The 19,268-nt window shown below is 73.6% G+C and carries 17 protein-coding genes; 12 read left to right on the forward strand and 5 right to left on the reverse strand.

Translation table 11 applies throughout. The features are described from left to right. Positions 1-8: 8 nt before the first annotated feature. The 4 genes from AC07A6_RS21530 to AC07A6_RS21545 form a co-directional block, all read right to left on the reverse strand. Complete coding sequence (locus AC07A6_RS21530; protein ID WP_362462240.1) at positions 9-815, reverse strand: hypothetical protein; 807 nt, start codon at positions 813-815, stop codon at positions 9-11. Further along, on the reverse strand, positions 815-2,080 hold the full coding sequence (locus AC07A6_RS21535; RefSeq protein WP_362462238.1) for a VWA domain-containing protein: 1,266 nt from the start codon (positions 2,078-2,080) through the stop codon (positions 815-817). Before AC07A6_RS21535 ends, AC07A6_RS21530 begins: the two co-directional genes overlap by 1 nt. 86 nt (positions 2,081-2,166) lie before the next feature. Beyond that, positions 2,167-3,360 (reverse strand): cytochrome P450 family protein, encoded by a 1,194-nt coding sequence (locus AC07A6_RS21540; protein ID WP_478778149.1) that lies wholly within the window; start codon positions 3,358-3,360, stop codon positions 2,167-2,169. A 96-nt stretch (positions 3,361-3,456) separates the two neighbouring features. Further along, on the reverse strand, positions 3,457-5,718 hold the full coding sequence (locus AC07A6_RS21545; protein WP_478778150.1) for a HelD family protein: 2,262 nt from the start codon (positions 5,716-5,718) through the stop codon (positions 3,457-3,459). A gap of 231 nt (positions 5,719-5,949) precedes the next feature. Here AC07A6_RS21545 and AC07A6_RS21550 point away from each other — a divergent pair, with 231 nt between their 5' ends. Together AC07A6_RS21550 and AC07A6_RS21555 are read left to right on the forward strand one after the other, a co-directional pair. Continuing rightward, positions 5,950-7,773, forward strand: a complete 1,824-nt coding sequence (locus tag AC07A6_RS21550; RefSeq protein WP_478778151.1) for a galactose oxidase-like domain-containing protein — start codon at positions 5,950-5,952, stop codon at positions 7,771-7,773. Between the two features lie 168 nt (positions 7,774-7,941). Then, the gene (locus AC07A6_RS21555; RefSeq protein WP_478778152.1) at positions 7,942-8,151 is read left to right on the forward strand and encodes an acyl-CoA carboxylase subunit epsilon; all 210 of its coding nucleotides are present in this window, start codon (positions 7,942-7,944) and stop codon (positions 8,149-8,151) included. A gap of 28 nt (positions 8,152-8,179) precedes the next feature. Here AC07A6_RS21555 and AC07A6_RS21560 read toward each other — a convergent pair whose 3' ends face one another. Further along, positions 8,180-9,814, reverse strand: coding sequence for an FAD-dependent oxidoreductase (locus tag AC07A6_RS21560; protein WP_362462223.1), 1,635 nt, complete (start codon positions 9,812-9,814; stop codon positions 8,180-8,182). Positions 9,815-10,105: 291 nt separating this feature from the next. Here AC07A6_RS21560 and AC07A6_RS21565 point away from each other — a divergent pair, with 291 nt between their 5' ends. The 10 genes from AC07A6_RS21565 to AC07A6_RS21610 all read left to right on the forward strand — a co-directional run bounded on the left by AC07A6_RS21565 (position 10,106) and on the right by AC07A6_RS21610 (position 19,268). Further along, positions 10,106-11,200, forward strand: coding sequence for a SchA/CurD-like domain-containing protein (locus AC07A6_RS21565; RefSeq protein WP_478778153.1), 1,095 nt, complete (start codon positions 10,106-10,108; stop codon positions 11,198-11,200). Between the two features lie 110 nt (positions 11,201-11,310). Further along, positions 11,311-11,757, forward strand: a complete 447-nt coding sequence (locus AC07A6_RS21570; protein WP_362462216.1) for a cupin domain-containing protein — start codon at positions 11,311-11,313, stop codon at positions 11,755-11,757. Further along, positions 11,754-13,025, forward strand: a complete 1,272-nt coding sequence (locus AC07A6_RS21575; RefSeq protein ID WP_478778154.1) for a beta-ketoacyl-[acyl-carrier-protein] synthase family protein — start codon at positions 11,754-11,756, stop codon at positions 13,023-13,025. The genes AC07A6_RS21570 and AC07A6_RS21575 overlap by 4 nt, the downstream gene beginning before the upstream one ends. Continuing rightward, complete coding sequence (locus tag AC07A6_RS21580) at positions 13,022-14,278, forward strand: beta-ketoacyl synthase N-terminal-like domain-containing protein (RefSeq protein ID WP_362462210.1); 1,257 nt, start codon at positions 13,022-13,024, stop codon at positions 14,276-14,278. Before AC07A6_RS21575 ends, AC07A6_RS21580 begins: the two co-directional genes overlap by 4 nt. Before the next feature lie 74 nt (positions 14,279-14,352). Further along, complete coding sequence (locus AC07A6_RS21585; RefSeq protein WP_362462207.1) at positions 14,353-14,607, forward strand: acyl carrier protein; 255 nt, start codon at positions 14,353-14,355, stop codon at positions 14,605-14,607. Between the two features lies 1 nt (position 14,608). Beyond that, the gene (locus AC07A6_RS21590) at positions 14,609-15,082 is read left to right on the forward strand and encodes an SRPBCC family protein (RefSeq protein ID WP_362462204.1); all 474 of its coding nucleotides are present in this window, start codon (positions 14,609-14,611) and stop codon (positions 15,080-15,082) included. 48 nt (positions 15,083-15,130) lie between these two features. After that, entirely contained in the window at positions 15,131-15,463 is a 333-nt protein-coding gene (locus AC07A6_RS21595) for a TcmI family type II polyketide cyclase (RefSeq protein ID WP_362462201.1), read from the forward strand. Between the two features lie 382 nt (positions 15,464-15,845). Continuing rightward, a complete protein-coding gene (locus tag AC07A6_RS21600) occupies positions 15,846-17,924 on the forward strand; it encodes an RICIN domain-containing protein (protein ID WP_478778155.1) in 2,079 nt (692 codons plus the stop codon). Between the two features lie 98 nt (positions 17,925-18,022). Next, complete coding sequence (locus AC07A6_RS21605; RefSeq protein ID WP_478778156.1) at positions 18,023-18,661, forward strand: hypothetical protein; 639 nt, start codon at positions 18,023-18,025, stop codon at positions 18,659-18,661. 97 nt (positions 18,662-18,758) lie between these two features. Beyond that, positions 18,759-19,268: a mycothiol transferase gene (locus AC07A6_RS21610; RefSeq protein ID WP_362462193.1), complete on the forward strand. Its 510-nt coding sequence runs from the start codon at positions 18,759-18,761 to the stop codon at positions 19,266-19,268.

Here is a 19,268-nt window from a genome sequence, read left to right on the forward strand (position 1 = left end):
GCACCCGGTCACGCCTGGGGCCGGGAGGGGCGGCCCGAGCCGCGGGTGAGGGAGTACCCGTAGATGCCCGCGAGGGCGCCGAGGACACCGCCGGCGGCCGTCCACAGCCAGCGGTCGGACCACCAGCCGGAGGACCAGCCGCCCTCCGGGGCGCGCGCCTCGCGCTGCTGCTCGGAGGCGCCCGCGATGCCCGGGACGAGGGGCTCGGCCAGGGCCGCGTCCACCGCCCGCGCCCCGCCCGTCTCCTTCATCTCGGCCTCGACCTGTGCCTTCACGGGCAGCCCGAGGTCCTCCTCGTGCGCCCCGACGACCGTCAGGCGGACGTAGTAGCTGCCCGGGAGCGGATCGTTGGACCAGGCCTCGGCGCCGGAGCGGACGGTGCGCAGGGTGCAGGAGAGCTCCACGGTGGCGGTCTCCTTGGCGGCCGCCGCGCTCTGATGGCCGTACGTGCAGGGCTGCCGGCGGCGCAGGCCGTCGTAGACGTCGAGCTGCCAGGTCTGCGCGCCGTGCCGGGCGGCGGAGGCCGGGAGCGTCACCGAGGCCCGTACGGTGGCCCGTTGGCCGGTGTCGGCGGGGAAGGCCCAGTAGAGGTAGTCGCCGGTGGACCCGGCGGCCGTGGCCTTCTGCCCGGGCTTGAACAGCGCCGCGGTGCGGAAGCCCGTGCCCGCCTCGGTCGGGGCCTTGCCGTCCTTGCCGGTGCCCGCGCCCGCGCTCGGCGTGGGGGTGGGGCTCGGGGCCGCGGTGGCGGCCGCCGCCGGGGCCAGGAGCGCGGCTCCCGCCAGCAGGGCGGCGGTCAGGGTGCGTACGGTACGCATCAGTTGGTCCTCCAGACGGAGATGCGCCAGCGCGAGATCCAGCCCCAGACCAGACCGGCGAGCAGGCCGGTCAGCACCAGCAGGCCGATCAGCCACCAGCCGCGGCCGAGGCCGAAGGAGGCGGCGTCCGAGCCGCCGGCGGGGCCGTCGACGAGGTCGATGGTGAGCTCGACGGGCATGCCGGGGGTGGTCTTGACGGCCGGGCCGGCGGCGAAGGAGTTGCTGACCTGGAGGCAGACGGTCTCGGTCTTCTCGGCGTCGTCCCCGTCGAGTTCGGGCTTGGGGTAGCGCAGGCCGGTGGAGATCACGTCGGTGCGGCCGTCGCCGGCCTCGGAGCCGCGTACGATCTCCCGCCCGTGGACGGTGGTCGCGCGCAGCAGCACGCCGTAGTCGTTGTTGACGGCCCGGTCGGCGCCGATGCTGACCGAGGCGCGCAGCTCCTGGCCGGGGCGGACGTCGACCTTGTACCAGCGGTGCTCGCCGAAGGTCTCGCGGTCGCTGTAGAGGCCGGCCTTCAGCTGCGGGGCGCTCGCGCACTGCTTGGCGCCCTCGGTGGCCACGGGGGTGGCGACGGGGTCGGCGGCGCGGTCGACGAGCTGTCTGACCCTGCCGGAGAGTTCGGCGGTGTGGGTCACCGAGGTGTACGTGCCCCCGGTGGCCTCCGCGATGCAGGTGAGCTGGGCGCGGGTCTTGGCGTCGGGGACGAGGCCGAGGGTGTCGACGACGAGGTGGATGCCCTTCGCGGCGATCTCGCGGGCCACCTCGCAGGGGTCGAGCGGGGCGCAGGTGTCCTCGCCGTCGGTGATGAGGACGATCCTGCGGGTGGCGTTGCCGCCCTCCAGGTCCTGGGCGGCGGCCTGGAGGGCCGGCCCGATGGGTGTCCAGCCGGTGGGCGCGAGGGTGGCGACGGCGGTCTTCGCCTCGGTGCGGTTCACCGTGCCGACGGGGTAGAGCTGCTTGGTGTCCTTGCAGCCGAGCGCCCTGTCGTCGCCGGGGTAGGTGGCGCCCAGGGTCCTTATGCCCAGGCGGACTTCGTCGGGTACCGCGTCGAGGACCTCGTTGAAGGCCTGCTTCGCGGCGGCCATGCGGGACTGGCCGTCGATGTCGTTCGCGCGCATGGAGCCGCTGACGTCGAGCACGAGCTCGACCTTCGGCGGCTCCTTCGCCGGTCCGTCGGCGGCGGCCGCGGTCGACGGGAGGAGTCCCGCGGTCAAGGCGACGAACAGGCCGCAGGCCCCTGCCGCCAGTCGTTTTCTTGTGATCATCGCCGGATCGTATTGAGGATCCGGCGCCATGCCAAAACGTGTACCGGCAGGCGGTATCCGCCGTTCCGCAGCAAACGCGGGAAGCGCTACCAGCGCACCGGCAGCCGGGTCACGCCGTGCATCAGGGTGCCCGGGATCCACTCCAGGGGGCCGCCGGCCGGGTCGGCCTTGAGGGCGGGGAACCGTTCCAGCAGGCTCCGGACGGCGATCCGGCCCTCGATCCGGGCCAGCGGTGCGCCGAGGCAGAAGTGCAGCCCGTGCCCGAAGGCGAGGTGGCCGCCGGGGGCGCGGCGGATGTCGAACACGTCGGGTTCTGCGAAGCGGCCCGGGTCCCGGCCGGCGCCCGCGAGGGAGGCCAGCACGACCGATCCGGCGGGGATGAGGACGCCGCCGAGCTCCACGTCCCGGGCGGCGTAGCGGTAGGTGGCGTTCTGTACGGGGCCGTCGTAGCGGAGCATCTCCTCCACGGCGCCGCCGAGCAGGCCGTCGCAGTCGGCGCGGAGGGCGGCCAGTTGGTCCGGGTGCGCGAACAGGGCCCGTACGCCGTTGGAGATGAGGTTGACGGTGGTCTCGTGGCCGGCGACCAGCAGCAGGAAGGCCATCCCGATCAGCTCGTCGGGGGAGAGCGAGTCGCCGTCCTCGTCGCGGGTGCGGATCAGGGCGCTGAGCAGGTCGTCGCCCGGGGACTTGGCCTTCTCGGCGACCAGGTCCGTGAGGTAGCGGGTGAGCTCGACGAGCGCCTCTTCGTTCGTGGTCTCCGGGCGGGGCGCGACGATCTCGTTGGACCAGCGGCGGAACCGCTCGCGGTCGAGGTCGGGGACGCCGAGGAGCTCGCAGATCACCGTCATGGGGAGCGGGAAGGCGAGGGCCTCGACCAGGTCGGCGGAGCGCTCGGGCCGGGCGGCCATGGCGTCCAGCAGCTCGTCCGTGATCCGCTGGACGCGGGGGCGCATCGCCTCCACCCGGCGGGCGGTGAACTCCCGGGCCACCAGGCGGCGCAGCCGGGTGTGGTGGGGCGGGTCGGCCTCCAGCATGTTGGAGCTGGAGGCGCTGGGCTCCATGTCCGGATACAGCCCGGAGTTGCGCCAGTCCTTGAGCAGGTCCGGGTGGGTGAGGGCCTGGCGGGCCTCCTCGTACCCGACGACGAGCCAGTACGCGTCCTGCGCGGGCCCGGGGCCCCTGACCTGGTGGACCGGCCCGGCGGCGCGCAGGGCCGCGTAGAAGGAGTGCGGGTCGGAGTCGAAGTCGGGGGCGCTGGAGGTGATGTCGACGAGGGCCATCCGATCACCCTACGACGGTCAAAGCCCCCTGGAGGGGGGCGAATCCGGCCACGTGCCGCCGTGCGGCCGTGGCCGGGCCCCCAGGTCTCCGTCGGGTCAGCCGGTCAGCCCTTCGGGGAGGCGGCCGGTGTGCACCACCCCGAGGTGCTGGGTGGCGCGGGTGAGGGCGACGTAGAGGTCGCTCGGGTCGAGGTCCGCGGGCTCGGCGACGATCACCGTGTCGAACTCCAGCCCCTTGGCCTGGCGGGCGTCCAGCAGGACCACCGGCCGGGTGAGGTCGGGCTGCTCCCCCGCCCGTACGCCGGGCAGCGCGGCGGCGAGGGCCGGGTGCAGGGGGCGGGGGGCGATCACCGCGAGCCTGCCCTCGGCGGGCGCGCCGTCGCGGACGGCTGCGGCCACGGCGGCGGGGAGGCCGGCCGTCTCCCGTACCCAGGGGCGTACGCCGGTGGAGCGCACCGAGCGGGGCGGTTCGAAGCCGGGCCGGTGGGCGCGGAGCACTCCGGCCGCCAGCTCCATGATCTCGGCGGGCGTGCGGTAGTTGACGCCGAGCCGGACGTGTTCCCAGCGGTCGCCGACGTAGGGGTCGAGGATCTGTTTCCAGGAGCCGCAGCCCGCCTCGTCGCCGGTCTGCGCGGGGTCGCCGACCAGGGTCATGGAGCGGGTCGGGCAGCGGCGCATCAGCAGCCGCCAGGCCATCTCGGACAGCTCCTGCGCCTCGTCGACGATGACGTGGCCGAAGGCCCAGGTGCGGTCGGCGGCGGCGCGTTCGGCGGTGGTGCGGTGGTCGGCCTCCTCGTGGCGTTCGGCCATCCGCTCGGCGTCGATGATGTCGTGGGCGGCCAGGTACTCGCTCTCCATGTCCTCGAACTCGTAGGACTCCGAGCCCTGGGAGAGGTCGAGGACTCCCTGCGCGTAGGCGATGCGCTCCAGCCGGTCGCGTGCGGCGGCGGCCTTGCGGGCGGTGTCGTCGACGCCGAGGAGTTCGGCGGCCTCGTCGAGGAGCGGGACGTCGGCCGGCGTCCACTCCCCCTCGGCGCGCCGGATCAGCTCGGCGTCCTCGGCGGGGAGGTGGGTGGGGTCCGCGAGGAAGTCGGCGACGAGCTGCTCGGGGGTCAGGTCCGGCCAGAGCGTGTCGATGGCGGCGTGCACCTCGGAGCTGGTGGCGATCTCCTTGCCGAGCTGTGCGACGTCGTCCGGGCCGAGCAGGTTGGGGCCGCCGTAGGGGTCGGCGCCGAGCCGGTCGGCGAGCTGTTCGGTGAGGGCGTCGATGACCGCGAACGCGAAGTAGGGGCGGGCCAGGTTGTGGGGCAGGGCGGTGGTGCGGGCCCGGTCGCGGGCGGCATGGGCCATGGTCCGGTCGAGCAGCAGGGTGCCGTAGTCGTCGTGGTCGATCTCCAGTGCCGGCTCGGGGACGACGGCGCTGTCCTCGCCGCTGCCGGCGGGCACGGTCTCGGGGAGCGTCTGCCGGTCGGCGATGACCCGGGCGAGGACGTCGGCCATGGCCGCGCGGCCCTTGACGGCGGCGGCGCCGGGGCGGTCGGTGCCGGTGGCCCGCAGGCCCGGGTACAGGTCGCCGGGGGAGGCGAGGAGCACCCCGGTCTCGCCGAGGGCGGGCAGTACCTCGCCGATGTAGCCGAGGAAGGCGGGGTTGGGGCCGACGATCAGCACGCCGCGCCTGGCGAGCAGCTCGCGCTGGGCGTAGAGGAGGTAGGCGGCGCGGTGCAGGGCGACGGCGGTCTTGCCGGTGCCGGGACCGCCCTCCACGACGAGGACGCCCTGGTGCGGGGAGCGGATGATGCGGTCCTGGTCGGCCTGGATGGTCCGCACGATGTCGTGCATGCGGCCGGTGCGGGCGGCGTCGAGGGCGGCGAGCAGCACGGCGTCGGCGTCCGCGCCCTCGTAGCCGGTGCGCTCGGTGTCGGCGAGGTCGAGGATCTCGTCGTGCAGTGCGGTGACCCGGCGTCCATGGGTGGTGATGTGGCGCCGGCGGCGCAGGCCCATCGGGACGTGGCCGGTGGCCAGGTAGAAGGGGCGGGCCGCTTCGGCGCGCCAGTCGAGGACGAGCGGGGTGCGTTCGGCGTCGTCCTGCCTGATCCCGATTCGGCCGATGTGGTGGTCGCGGCCGTCGGAGAACTCCAGCCGGCCGAAACACAGACCGTGTTCGGCGGAGTTCAGGGCGGAAAGCAGGCCGGACTGCTCGGCGACCAGTACATCCCTTTCCAGCCGGGCCTGGGGGCCGTTGGCGGCCTCCCCCAGGGCGCCCTGAACAGCCTGTTCGGCCTGGTCCCGCAGGTCTTCGAGGCGCGCGTAGAGCTCGGTGATGAATTCCTGCTCGCTCTGAAATTCGGTGTTTGACAATTTCGCTCCCAGCGCGATACGATGTCCCCGTAAAGCTTCGTCACGCCCTCGTTCAATAGAGAGTGTGAACTATTTAATATACGCGGAAGCACACCCCGGACGTCAATTCGTCCGGGGTGTTTTTGTATGCCGTTCCGCGCTGAGGGTGCGCGTCATATGAGGTGATATGCACCTGATCTTCTAGCATGGCGTCCCTCCCGTCCCGGCGGTCGTCGCACACCGAGGAGTCGCATGTCCCGAGCAGCACACCGGTCCGCCGCCCTGGCCGCCACGCTGGCCGCGGCCGTCTTCCTCGCGGCCCCGGCCGCCGCGGCCACGCCGGCCCACGACGGGGCGGAGACCGACGCCGGGGTCACGGCCGGCGAGGCGGCCCTGATCGGCGAGGAGCACGCCCGGGCCCACGCAGAGCGGCGCCGCGCGGCCCGGGGCGCCGGCGAGTACCCGCAGGCCACCCGGAGCGCGAGCCTGGCCGCCCTCACCGCATCGCAGGAGCGGGCCAACAAGGCCTTCCGCCCGGCGGAGTCCGGGAGGTTCGCGGAGTTCTTCCCCTCCCCCGACTTCGGGGTCCACCTCGCCCAGCTGCCGACCGGCAAGGTACTGCTCTTCTCCTTCGAGCGGGTCGAGACCGACCCCACCAAGGAGACCGGCCCCACCGACCGCACCGGCCCGACCAACGCGGGCCGCGCCTTCCTCTGGGACCCCGCCAGGGGCACCGGCGCACGGGCCTTCAAGGAGGTCCGGCCGCCGACCGTGCTGATGCCCGACGGCACGTACGCCCCGCGCCCCGCCCCGTTCTTCTGCGCCGGACACGCCTTCCTGCCCAACGGGATGCTCGCGGTCTTCGGCGGCAACACCGGCGGCAAGGGCGGCAGCGGTGCCAAGCTGTCCTTCGTCTTCGACCCGTGGACCGAACACTGGTACCGCAACCGGGACATGTCGGTGGGCCGCTGGTACCCGTCGGCCGTCACCGGCGCCGACGGCCGCCAGATCATCATGTCCGGCCAGTCCGAACGCGGCACGGGCACGCCCACCCCGGTGGTGGAGCGCTTCCCGGCGAAGGGGCTGCCGGTGCCCTGGCGGCCGTTCGACATCCCGCTGGACATCGCCGTCGACCGGTTCCGGGCCGACGCGCCCTTCCGCAACGACTACCCCCACCTGTTCTCGCTGCGCGACGGCATGATCTACGGACTGGGCCGGGACGCCGACCAGCAGTGGCTCTTCGACCCGGTCGGGGAGACCCGCCGCGACCTGCCCCGCCGCCCGGCGGACTTCCGCGGCTACGGATCCGCCGTACCGCTCCCGGCGGGGCTGCGCGGGCCGGACTCCGTGCTGGTGCTGGGCGGGGACCCGCACGACCCCAACACCTACCGGCTCGCGGGCGGCCGGTGGACCACCGAGCGGCCCCGGGCGTTCGGCCGCACCCAGGACGACACCCTGATCATGCCGGACGCGACCCTGCTGACCGTCAACGGGGCGCTCAGCACCCGCGACTACGGGTACGGCCCCTTCAACCCGAAGGCCGACCTCAAGTACCGGCAGACCGAACTGCGCGACGCCGCCGGGCGCTGGCGGCTCGGCCCGGCCCAGCGGCTCCCCCGCGGCTACCACTCCAACGCCCTGGTGATGCCGGACGGGCGGGTGATGGTGACCGGGGACGAGCTCCAGCAGATCGCCAACGACCCCGACATCCGGGACTCCATGGACGGCAGCATCGAGCTCTACGAGCCCGCCTACCTGCACAAGGGCGGCACCCGGCCGGCCCTGGACCGCGCGCCCCGGGGCGAACTCGCCCACGGCGCCGCCTTCGAGGTGCGCAGCTCCACCGCGGCCGCCGTCCGGCGGGCCGTGCTGCTGGCGCCGACCACGGTCACCCACGCGGTGAACACCAGCCAGCGGCACCTGGAGCTGCCCCTCACCGGGGTGCGCGGCGACACCATCGGGCTGCGGACCCCGCCGACGGCGGCGGACGCCCCGCCCGGCTACTACATGCTGTTCCTGCTCGACGCCCGCGGGGTGCCCAGTACGGCCAAGTGGGTGAAGCTCGGCCTGCGCTGACGCCCTGACCAGGCCGCCATCCGGGCGTGTCGCCCGGATGGGTGCGCGGCGGGCCCCCCGGCACGACACGCCGCCGGGGGGCTCGTAGCGTCGTCAGCACCCGGGCCGCAGGTCCGGACGGACCCGGTGGACCGGGTCAGGGGGGTCTCCCGACGAGAGGCCGTACCGATGGGAAGCGACGACTCCATAGCCGGCCTGCTCCGGATCCACCGGGGCAGCGCCGAACCCGAGGAACTGGCCGCGATCACGGTGGTGGTCGCCTGCCTCGCGGGCCGGGCCGCCCCGGCCCCGCCCCGGCCGGGCCGGGGCGCGCACCACCGCCCGCCCCCGCGGCCCGCGGGCCACGGCTGCTGGGCGGGGTGCTGGGCCTGCCGCTGAGCGGACCCGTCATTCAGGAGCGGCGCCTTCAGGAACGGCGCAGCAGCCGCGTCATGGCGTCCGCGAGCTCCCCGCGCGGGTCGGCCGCCGGGCCCTCGCAGCGCCAGGCGACGAACCCGTCGGGGCGTACGAGGACGGCGCCGTCGGCGGGCAGCTCGTGCAGCTGCGCCCAGTGGGGCGCGCCCTCCGGCTGGACCAGGTCGGCGTCGGGCGCGGCGCCGACGGTGTAGGCGTCCAGGTGCGCGCCGAGTTCCCGCGCGACCTGCCGGGCCGCCTCCTGCCAGGGCGTGCCCGGGCTGCTGAGCAGCACGAACGAGGTCTCGTACAGGTCCAGCGACGAGATCCGCCGGCCGGCCTGGCTGAGCCACATGTGCGGGGCCCTGGTGCCCACGTCGCCCTTGAGGCGCATCTCCTCCGGGATGACCGGCCGGGTCGGGTCGCCGCCGAGGACGGCACCCTGCGGGTAGCAGTAGCCCATCGCCGTGGTGAGGACCCCGCTGCCGGGGCCGCCGCCCATGGTGGGCGGGGGCACGTACCCGGGGTGGCTGTGCTCGGCCGAACGGGCGGAGGCGCGCTCGCTGGTGGCGCGGGCCACGGGCAGGCGTTCCTCCTCGTAGCTGTCGAGCAGGCGGGGGCCGGCGGAGCCGTTCAGCACCGCGGCGATCTTCCAGGCGAGGTTGTGCGCGTCCTGGATGCCGGTGTTGGAGCCGAAGGCCCCGGTCGGGCACATCTCGTGGGCGGCGTCGCCCACCACGAAGACCCGGCCGACGGAGTACTGCTCGGCGACCCGTTCGGCGGCGTGCCAGGGGGCCTTGCCGCCGATCTCCACGTCGAGGCCGGGCAGGCCGATGGCCTCACGGATCTGCGTGACGCAGCGCTCCTCGGTGAAGTCCTCCAGGGTCTCGCCCGTCTCCGGGTGCCAGGGGGCGTGGAAGACCCACTGGGTCTCGTTGTCGACGGGCAGCAGGGCTCCGTCGGCGCCCGGCCGCATCAGGTAGCAGACGATGAAGCGCAGGTCGCCCAGGGCTTCGGCGAGGTGCTCCGAGCGGAAGACGATGCTCACGTTGTGGAAGAGCTCGCCGTTGCCCGTCTGGCGGATGCCGAGCGCCTCGCGGACGGGGCTGCGCGGGCCGTCCGCGGCGATCAGGAAGTCGGCGCGGACGGTGATGTGCTCGCCGGTCTCCCGGTCCTTGACCAGGGCGGTCACCCCGGTGGCGTCCTGGTCGAAGCTCATCAGTTCGGTGGCGAACCGCACGTCGGCGCCCTGGGCGCGGCTGTGCGCGGCCAGGACCGGCTCGATGTTGTTCTGGCTGCACAGGCACCAGCCGGTCGGGCTGAAGCGGGCCAGCGCACCGGACGGGTCGACGGCCTTGATGAGCCACTTGTGCTCGCCGCCGACGAGGGACTGCGTCTGCAGGATGCCCTGGTTGGCCTCCAGTGCGGAGGCCTCCTCGCGGATGGCGGGTTCGACGCCCGCCGTCCGGAACAGTTCCATCGTCCGGGCGTTGATCCCGCGTCCGCGCGGGTGGACGGAGGTCCCGGCGTGCTTCTCGACCACCATGTGCCTGATGCCGTGGCGGCTCAGGAACAGCGAGGTGGAGAGGCCTACGAGGGAACCGCCCACGACGAGGACCGGTACGCGGACATCGGCATGCTCTTCCATCGGCTGCGGACTCCTGTTTCGTGTGGGGGGCAGTGGACGCCTTATGCCCCCGATCAGGGTTCTTGCCCTGGCGAGTCGCGTCTTGTCACCCGCTTGATCCGGAGATGTCGCGATCCGTACCCGGCCGGATGACGATGAGCGACAGCGGCGGACCCACTTGGGCCACACCGTCCGCCGTTCCCTACCGCGCAGGCCCGCGGGGCCCGCCGGGCCCGCGACAGCGGCGGCCACCGCCGACGGGCACCGGGCCGCCCCCGCGCCGGTCCCGGGCCCTCACGAAGGAGTGAGCAGATGACAACCACCCTGTCCGAACGGGTGTCTCAGTCCGCGTTCGACGGCTCCATGCTGCGGGTCGTCCTGCTGATGGACCTCCACGAGGGTGCCCAGCAGCGGTTCTTCGAGGCCTACGAGCAGCTGCGCCACGACATCGCGTCCGTGCCGGGCCACCTGGGCGACCAGCTCTGCCAGTCCTTCGCGAACCCCTCCCAGTGGCTGATCACCAGCGAGTGGGAGAGCGCCCCGCAGTACCTCGCGTGGGTGAACAGCGAGGAGCACGTGGCCCAGGTGAAGCCGCTCGGCGCCTGCGCCCGTTCGATGCGGCCGCTGACCTTCACCGTCCTGCGCGAGACCGGCAGGCGGTACGAGTCCCCGCAGCGGGCGTCGGGCCGGCTGCAGGGCGCGCCCCGGCTGGGCGAGGGCGTCGTCCGGCACGCGCTGACCTTCACGGTGAAGCCGGGCAGCGAGGAGAAGGTCGCCGGGATCCTCTCCTCGTACACCTCCCCGGCCGCCCGGGTCGACGACCACACCCGGCTCCTGCGCACCTCCCTCTTCATGCACGGCAACCGGGTGGTGCGGTGCGTGGAGGTGCAGGGCGACCTGACGGCGGCGCTGCGGCACGTGTCGGAGCAGCCCGAGGTGCGGGCCGTCGAGCACGCCATCAACCCGTACCTGGAGCAGGACCGGGACCTGTCCGACCCGGAGTCTGCGCGGATGTTCTTCATGCGGGCGGGCCTGCCGGCCGTCCACCACGTGGCCCCGCACGGACCGCCCGACGAGGTGACGCGGCACGCGCTGTTCTACCCGGCGAAGCCGGGCTGCGGTCCGCTCGTCGCCCGCTTCCTGGCCCGCCAGGACGAGACGGCCGCGAGGGTCCCCACCTCCCCGGTGCTGAGCAGCACCGTCTTCCAGCGCGACGACGTGGTGGTGCGCCTCCTCGACGTCAAGGGCCCGGCCGACGGCCGCTTCGCGGCGGGCTTCGGCATCGAGGGACCCCGCAAGGCGGCGGTGCTGAACCGCCTGCTGGCCGGGGCGCCCGGCACCGGGCCGGCCGCCGCGCCCCACCCCATGGACCTGATCACCGACCGCCGGGCTCCGGTGGAGTCCTGATCCGGACGGGCCGCCCGGGCCCCGCCCGGACCGGTCCCCCGCACCACCCCCGTCACCACCCGGCAGCCCACGCGCACGCCAAGGCTCCGATCCGCCAGGAGGAAGTCAGCATGACCAGACATCAGCCGCGCATCGTCGACCTCAGCGAGACCCAGCCCAACCGCAGGCGCGGAGGGGACCTGCGCGCCGTCCTCACCCCGACCTCGGTGGGCTCGACCAGCGGCTTCATGGGCCTGGCGGTGATGGCCCCCGGCGAGTCGATCGCCGAGCACTACCATCCGTACTCCGAGGAGTTCGTGTACGTGGTCGCGGGCTCCCTGGAGGTGGACCTCGACGGCGAGACCCACCCGCTGCGCGTCGACCAGGGCCTGCTCGTCCCGCTGAACGTGCGCCACCGCTTCCGCAACGTCGGCGGCACCGAGGCCCGGATGGTGTTCCACCTCGGCCCGCTCGCGCCGGACCCGAAGCTCGGGCACGTGGACACCGAGGAGGCGCCGAACCCGGACGCCACCGCCTGGGCGGAGCGTCCGCCGGAGCGCACCGGGGTGGTCTCGTGACGCGCCGGCGGGTGGCCGTGACCGGGGTGGGCGTCGTCGCCCCGGGCGGCATCGGCACCGCCGCGTTCTGGGACCTGCTGTCCAACGGGCGTACGGCGACCCGTGGCATCACCCTCTTCGACCCGTCCGGGTTCCGCTCCCGGATAGCCGCCGAGGTCGACTTCGAACCCGGTGAGCACGGCCTCACCGAGGACGAGGCGGCCCGGGCCGACCGCTACATCCAGTTCGCCCTGGTCGCCGCCCGCGAGGCGATGGCCGACGCCGGGCTGGAGCTCGACGGCGAGAGCGCCTGGCGCACCGGCGTCTCCCTCGGCACCGCGGTCGGCGGTACCACCCGGCTGGAGCACGACTACGTCGCGGTCAGCCAGCGGGGCGCGTGGTGGGACGTGGACCACCGCCTCTCCTCCCCCTTCCTGCACCGCGCGTTCACCCCGGCCACCCTGGCCTCGGCGGTGGCGGAGCAGACCGGGGCGCGCGGCCCGGTGCAGACCGTCTCCACCGGCTGCACCTCGGGGCTCGACGCCGTCGGGTACGCGGTGCACTCCATCCAGGAGGGCCGGATGGACGTGTGCGTCGCCGGCGCGTCGGACTCCCCCGTCTCCCCCATCACCGTGGCCTGCTTCGACGCCATCAAGGCGACCTCGGCGAACAACGAGGACCCGGCGCACGCCTCCCGCCCCTTCGACGCCGACCGGGACGGGTTCGTCCTCGGCGAGGGCGGCGCGGTGCTGGTCCTGGAGGAGCTGGAGCACGCCCGCGCCCGCGGGGCCCGGATCTACTGCGAGATCGGCGGCTACGCCACCTTCGGCAACGCCCACCACATGACCGGGCTGACCGCCGAGGGCCTGGAGATGGCCCGGGCGATATCCACCGCCCTGGCCCAGGCCAGGATCGACGCGCGGGACGTCGACTACGTCAACGCGCACGGCTCCGGCACCAAGCAGAACGACCGCCACGAGACGGCGGCCGTCAAGCGGGTGCTCGGCGACCACGCCTACAGGACGCCGATGACCTCCATCAAGTCCATGGTGGGGCACTCGCTCGGCGCCATCGGGGCGATCGAACTCGCGGCCTGCGTGCTGGCCATGAAGCACCAGGTGGTGCCGCCGACCGCGAACTACGAGACCCCCGACCCCGAATGCGACCTGGACTACGTGCCGCGCACCGCCCGCAGCCACACCCTGCGCAGCGTGCTGTCCGTCGGCAGCGGCTTCGGCGGCTTCCAGTCCGCCGTGGTCATGACCCAGCCCAAGGAGGTACGCGCGTGAACAGACCTACCGCCGGCCCGCCGGTGGCCGTCACGGGCATCGGGGTCGTCGCGCCCAACGGGATCGGCGCCGCCGCCTTCTGGAAGGCGACCCAGGCGGGCGAGAGCGTCCTGGACCGGGTGACCCGGCAGGGGTGCGAGCACCTTCCGGTGCGCGTCGCCGGCGAGGTACGGGGCTTCGAGCCCGGAGGGCTGGTCGAGGACCGGTTCCTCGTGCAGACCGACCGGTTCAGCCACTACGCGCTGGCGGCGGCCGACCTCGCGCTGGAGCACGCCCGGCTGGGCCGGGCGGACTACGAGGACGATCCGTACGCGGTGGGCGTCGTGACCGCGGCCGGCTCGGGCGGCGGCGAGTTCGGGCAGCGCGAGCTGCAGCGGCTGTGGGGGCAGGGCCCCCGCTACGTCGGCCCGTACCAGTCGATCGCCTGGTTCTACGCGGCCAGCACCGGCCAGGTCTCCATCCGGCGCGGCTTCAAGGGTCCCTGCGGGGTGGTGGCGAGCGACGAGGCGGGCGGGCTGGACGCCTTCGCGCACGCCGCCCGGGGGATCCGCCAGGGCAGCCGGGCGATGCTGGTCGGCGCCACGGAGGCGCCGCTCGCCCCGTACTCGGTGGTCTGCCAGCTCGGGTACGAGGGGCTCAGCACCGCCGAGGACCCGGAGCGCGCCTACCGGCCGTTCACCGCGAAGGCCTGCGGGTTCGTCCCGGCGGAGGGCGGCGCCATGTTCACCGTCGAGGACGCCGGGGCGGCAGAGCGGCGGGGCGCGCCGGTGCGGGCCCTGCTGGCGGGGCACGCCGCCACCTTCACCGGGCCGGGCCGGCCGGAGGAGTCGGGCGAGGGCCTGGCCCACGCGATCCGCGGCGCGCTGCGGGAGGCGGGGCTGGCTCCCGAGGAGGTGGACGTGGTCTTCGCCGACGCCCTGGGCACGCCCGAGGCGGACGCGGCGGAGGCGAGGGCGATCCGGGAGGCGCTGGGCGCGCACGGCGCGAAGGTGCCCGTGACCGCTCCCAAGACCGGTACCGGGCGGGCGTACTGCGCGGCCGGCACCCTCGACGCGGCCGCCGCGGTGCTGGCGCTGGAGCACGGCGTCGTCCCTCCCACCCCGAACGTCTTCGACGTCTGCCACGACCTCGACCTGGTCACCGGCAGCGCCCGCGTCGCCCCCCTGCGGACCGCGCTCGTGCTGAGCCGGGGCCGGATGGGTTCGAACGCGGCCCTCGTCCTCCGCAAGGGGCCCGGATCCGCAGCGCAGTGACTGGGACGCCCGTTCGTCAGGGCCGGGCGCGGCCAAGGGCCCGGCCCCCGGAAGCAGGAAAGAGAGAAGGCACCATGTCCGACCGACTGACCCTGGAAGAGCTGGCGACGCTCATGAAGACCGCCGGCATCACCGTCGACCCCACGGAGCTGGCGAGCCGCCCGGAATCCCGGTTCGACGACTACGGCCTGGACTCGCTGGGCCTGCTCGGCATCGTCGGTGAGCTGGAGAACCGGCGGGGCCGCGCGCTGCCCACGGACGCGGACCGCTGCAAGAGCCCGCGCGAGTTCGTCGACCTCGTCAACAACAGCCTCATGACCGGAGCCTGACATGCCTGGACACACCGACAACGAGATCGTGGTCAAAGCGCCCGTCGACGTCGTGTGGGACGTGACGAACGACCTGCCCAACTGGCCGAAGCTGTTCAGCGAGTACGCCTCGATCGAGATCCTGGAGAAGACCGGGAACACCACCCGGTTCCGGCTGGCGATGCACCCGGACGAGAACGGTGTGGTGTGGAGCTGGGTCTCGGAGCGGACGGTGGACCGGGCGGGCCTGACGGTGAAGGCCCGCCGGGTGGAGACGGGTCCGTTCGCGCACATGGACATCCACTGGGAGTACGGCGAGGTGCCGGGCGGGACCAGGATGCGGTGGGTGCAGGACTTCGCGATGAAGCCGGACGCGCCGATCGACGACGCGGGGATGACCGACCGGATCAACCTCAACTCCCGGATCCAGATGGAACTCATCCGGGACAAGATCGAGGGGCGGGGCGGCCGCAAGGTCTCGGCCGGCCACCGCTGAGGGCTCCTCCACGTCCACCCGCTCCCCACCCGAAAGGCACACCTCCCGATGCACCAAGCCCTCATCGTGGCCCGTATGGCACCCGGTTCGGCGCCCGACATCGCCGGACTGTTCGCCGCCTCGGACGCGGGTGAGCTGCCCCACCTGGTGGGGGTCAGCCGCCGCAGTCTCTTCCAGTTCGGGGACGTGTACATGCACCTGATCGAGGCCGACCGGGACCCGGGCCCGGCCATCGCCCAGGTGGTCCGGCACCCGGAGTTCGTCGATCTGAGCGAGCGGCTCTCGGCCTTCGTCAGCCCCCACGACCCGACGACGTGGCGGAGCCCGAAGGACGCCATGGCCCAGCGGTTCTACGTCTGGGAACGGGACGCCGCCCGGTAGTCCGTACGGGTGCCCAAGCCGGCGCCGCACCTTCCGGGCGGCCTGGGCACCCATGGCCGCGCGCGCCGGCCGCGTCCGCTTCACGGCTCGTGACGGGGGGAATTCGGCAGGTAGTTTTTGCATGAATACCTGACTGAATTCCCGTCAACAAGGTTCCGCCTTATATCTCGATTTGATAACGAGATCCCGGAAAAGGCCTGGACCTTTGATCCGCAACGCGCGTAACTTGCTTGATTTCAAAGCAAGTTGACAGTTCATCAAATCAGACAACAAGGTAACGGATAGATTTCTCGGACCGGTCTCCCGTTTGTCCGAATTCTCCGAGCCGCTCATCTGGCAAGCTGCGGCGCACCCACTCTCCTGACACGGACTTGAGGTGCGCATGACAGCACGATCCACCGGCCGGCGCCGCAAGCCCGACCACCGGCGCAAACCCCGGAAGCTGATACTCCTCACCGCCGCCATGGCATCGGCGGCGGTGCTCGCGGGAGGCATCGCCTACTCCCGCATAGGCGGCGACGCCGAGGCGACCACGACCGCGCTGGCCGAGGCACCCGCCGCGGCCGCCGAACCGGCCGCCGCACCGGCCCGGGACGCCGAACCGGCCCCGCTGGCCAAGGCGCCCGCGAACGAGGGCACCCGCGGCCTGGTCTACGACGGGCTGGAGACGGCCCCGAAGGGCGACCGCTGCGTCGGCGTCTACCGCACGAAGGACGGCCTGTGCACCCACGGGCCCGACGCTCCCCCCGGGGGCGTCGACATCAAGAAGGACGTCGAGCCCGTCGTCCGCACCAAGGCCCCCGCGGCCGACCCCGCCTCCCCGGCCAGCGCCGACCCGGCGGCCGGCGAGGGCGGCGGGCGTCCTCAGGACGCGCCCGCCGCCGACGCCCGCACCGCCGCGAGCGCCAAGGCCCCGGCCCCGCCCGCCTCGCCCGCCTCGGGCAGCCAGGCGGTCGCCGCCGGGCCGGCCGGACAGACCGTCCAGTGCGACGGCGACGGAAGCACCGGCAACCGCGTCCAGGTCGTCTACGCGCACGGCCCCGGCCGCGACCGGTACGCCGAGTACGTCGCCTCGTTCCGCAAGTGGGCGGCCGACGCCGACCTCATCTACGCGGCGAGCGCCAAGGAGACCGGCGGAGTCCGGCACATCCGCTACGTGACCGCCGCCGACTGCACGCCCTCGGTGCTCAACATCGAGCTCCCCGACTCCGCGCTCTCGGAGTTCAGCGCCACCAACAACGCGCTGGCCGCCAAGGGCCTGGACCGCCGCGACCGCAAGTACATGATCTTCGCGGACACCCAGGTGTACTGCGGCATCGGCACCTTCAACGGCGACGAGCGGCCCGGCCAGAACAACCTGAGCAACTTCGGCCCGTCCTACGGGCGTACCGACTCGGGCTGCTGGGGCGGCCACACCGCCGCGCACGAACTCGGCCACAACCTGGGCGCGGTCAACAACAGCGCGCCCAACACCAGCCGGGGCGCGCACTGCACCGACGAGTGGGACGTGATGTGCTACTCGGACACCCCGTACTACCCGCAGATGCGCAACATCTGCACCAACAAGGCGTCCGAGAACATCCTGGACTGCAACCACGACGACTACTTCCACACCAGTCCGAAGCCGGGCAGCTACCTGGCCACCCACTGGAACATCGCCGACAACCAGTTCCTGATGAAGAACGCGGGCGGAGGCGGCACCAACCCGGACCCGAACCCGAACCCCTCGCCCACCGCGAAGCCCAGCCCGACCCCCACCAAGAAGCCCTCGGGCGCACCGGCGGTGACGGCCGGTCAGATCCAGTCCGACTCGGTGGTGCTGAGCTGGCCCAAGGCCGAGGGCGCCGCCTGGTACCAGGTCCTGCTGAACGACAAGCACCTGACCTGGGTCCAGTCCACCTCCCTGCGCGTCTACAACCTGAAGCCCGGCACCGCGTACACGGCCGCCGTGTCGGTCCGCGACGGCTCCGGCCGTGACAGCGGCCCCGGCAAGGCCGCGTCGTTCCGGACGACCGACACGGGCGGCGGCGCCACCACCCCGGGCACCCGCTACGTGCTCGGCAACGGCAGCAGCGGCATGGCCGCCGAGCTGTGGGGCGGGCGCACCGCCGACGGGACCGTGCTCGTCGCGAACCGGACCAACGGCTACGCGCAGCAGCAGTGGTACTTCGACGACGCGGGCAACGGGACGGTCCGGATCAAGTCCGCGGCCTCCGGCAAGTGCCTCCAGCCCGGCGGCGCCGCCGCCGCGGGCATGTGGGTCGCGCAGCAGCCCTGCGGGAACTCCGCCGCCCAGCAGTGGCGGGTGACCTCCCGCGACGGCGCGGTGACCATCACCGACCCGAGCGGCGGCTTCGCCCTGACGGTCAGCAACCGGCCCTACTACGGGACCTGGCTGCTCGACCTCCAGCGCGCGGACGGCCGTCCGGCGCAGGTCTGGACGGCCCGCAAGGCCGGCTGACCCAGCCCCCTCGAACCGGCGGGCGGCCGTACTCCCCGACGGCCGCCCGCCCCCTCGTCTCCCCTCCCGCACTTCCCCTCACCTGGAGCACCGTGCCGATGCGCCGACCCCTCCCGAACCTCCCCGCCCTGGCCCTCGCCGCACTCACCCTCCCCCTGCTGTGCCTCGTCCTCGCCATGGGCGCGGCGGGGCCGGCCCACGCCCACGGCGACACCCTGAAGGTGGTCATCACCGGTCAGCGGGACGGCCGGGTCACCGCCGACGTCACCTGGGAGAACGACGGTGACGCCGTCGAGGAGGCCGTGGCCGCCACCGTGAACGCCGTCAGCGCCGACGGGAGCCGTACCGAGGGCCCGTGGCGGCTGGTGCGCGACGCCGGCCGGGCGGCGGGATGGGTCACGGCCGAGGCGCTGCCGCCCGGCTCGTGGAAGGTGACCGTCGACGCGGGCTTCCCCTCGCTGGGGCACGCGCACCAGGAGATCGCGGTACCGGCCGTGGACCCGGCCCCGTCGGCCCCGGCCTCCCCCTCCCCCGCGGCACCCCCCGCTTCGGCCCCCGCGGCCCCGTCCGTCCCCGCGAGCCCCTCGTCCCCTGTCTCCCCCTCCCCCTCCTCCCCGGCGCCCGCGCCGACGGGCTCTTCCGGCGGCTCCGGCGGCTGGTGGACCACGGTCGGCGTCGCCGGGATCGCCCTCGCCGGCGCGGCGGCCGGCATCTTCCTGCGCCGCTCCCGCCGCTGACGGAGTGTCGCCCGCCCCGCCCGGCGGCGGGCGAGCAAGGTGGTCCCCGGAACGGCCCGACGGCGTACGCGACGAGAGAGACGGCTGGGGACTGCTGATGAAGGCCACGGAGGTACTGGCGGACGGCTTCGGACGCATCCGGGAGGTGGTGCACGAGACGGTCGAGGGGCTCACGGCCGAGCAGTTGAACGCCCGGCCCGACCCGGAGGCGAACCCGATCGCCTGGCTGGTCTGGCACCTGACGCGGGTGCAGGACGACCACGTGGCCGAGGTCGCGGGGCTGGAGCAGGTATGGCGGTCGGGCGGCTGGGCCGACCGCTTCGCCCTGCCGCTGCCCGTGGACGGCATCGGATACGGGCACACCGCCGCCGAGGTGGGCAAGGTCCGCGTCGACTCCCCCGGGCTGTTGCTGGGCTACTACGACGCGGTCCACGAGCAGAGCCTGCGCTACGTGCGGGGCCTGGCCGCCGCCGACCTGGAGCGGATCGTCGACGAGCGCTGGGACCCGCCGGTCAGCCTGGGCGTACGCCTGGTCAGCGTCCTGACGGACGACCTCCAGCACGCGGGCCAGGCCGCCTACGTCCGGGGACTGCTGGAGCGGCGCTGA

This window comes from Streptomyces sp. NPDC044002, from assembly GCF_056434525.1.

Excerpts from the sequence above, each read along its gene's own strand:
- AC07A6_RS21530 (WP_362462240.1), bottom strand. The coding sequence starts at position 815 with ATGCGTACCGTACGCACCCTGACCGCCGCCCTGCTGGCGGGAGCCGCG.
- AC07A6_RS21535 (WP_362462238.1), bottom strand. The coding sequence starts at position 2,080 with ATGATCACAAGAAAACGACTGGCGGCAGGGGCCTGCGGCCTGTTCGTC.
- AC07A6_RS21540 (WP_478778149.1), bottom strand. The coding sequence starts at position 3,360 with ATGGCCCTCGTCGACATCACCTCCAGCGCCCCCGACTTCGACTCCGAC.
- AC07A6_RS21550 (WP_478778151.1), top strand. The coding sequence starts at position 5,950 with ATGTCCCGAGCAGCACACCGGTCCGCCGCCCTGGCCGCCACGCTGGCC.
- AC07A6_RS21555 (WP_478778152.1), top strand. The coding sequence starts at position 7,942 with ATGGGAAGCGACGACTCCATAGCCGGCCTGCTCCGGATCCACCGGGGC.
- AC07A6_RS21560 (WP_362462223.1), bottom strand. The coding sequence starts at position 9,814 with ATGGAAGAGCATGCCGATGTCCGCGTACCGGTCCTCGTCGTGGGCGGT.
- AC07A6_RS21565 (WP_478778153.1), top strand. The coding sequence starts at position 10,106 with ATGACAACCACCCTGTCCGAACGGGTGTCTCAGTCCGCGTTCGACGGC.
- AC07A6_RS21570 (WP_362462216.1), top strand. The coding sequence starts at position 11,311 with ATGACCAGACATCAGCCGCGCATCGTCGACCTCAGCGAGACCCAGCCC.
- AC07A6_RS21585 (WP_362462207.1), top strand. The coding sequence starts at position 14,353 with ATGTCCGACCGACTGACCCTGGAAGAGCTGGCGACGCTCATGAAGACC.
- AC07A6_RS21590 (WP_362462204.1), top strand. The coding sequence starts at position 14,609 with ATGCCTGGACACACCGACAACGAGATCGTGGTCAAAGCGCCCGTCGAC.
- AC07A6_RS21595 (WP_362462201.1), top strand. The coding sequence starts at position 15,131 with ATGCACCAAGCCCTCATCGTGGCCCGTATGGCACCCGGTTCGGCGCCC.
- AC07A6_RS21600 (WP_478778155.1), top strand. The coding sequence starts at position 15,846 with ATGACAGCACGATCCACCGGCCGGCGCCGCAAGCCCGACCACCGGCGC.
- AC07A6_RS21605 (WP_478778156.1), top strand. The coding sequence starts at position 18,023 with ATGCGCCGACCCCTCCCGAACCTCCCCGCCCTGGCCCTCGCCGCACTC.
- AC07A6_RS21610 (WP_362462193.1), top strand. The coding sequence starts at position 18,759 with ATGAAGGCCACGGAGGTACTGGCGGACGGCTTCGGACGCATCCGGGAG.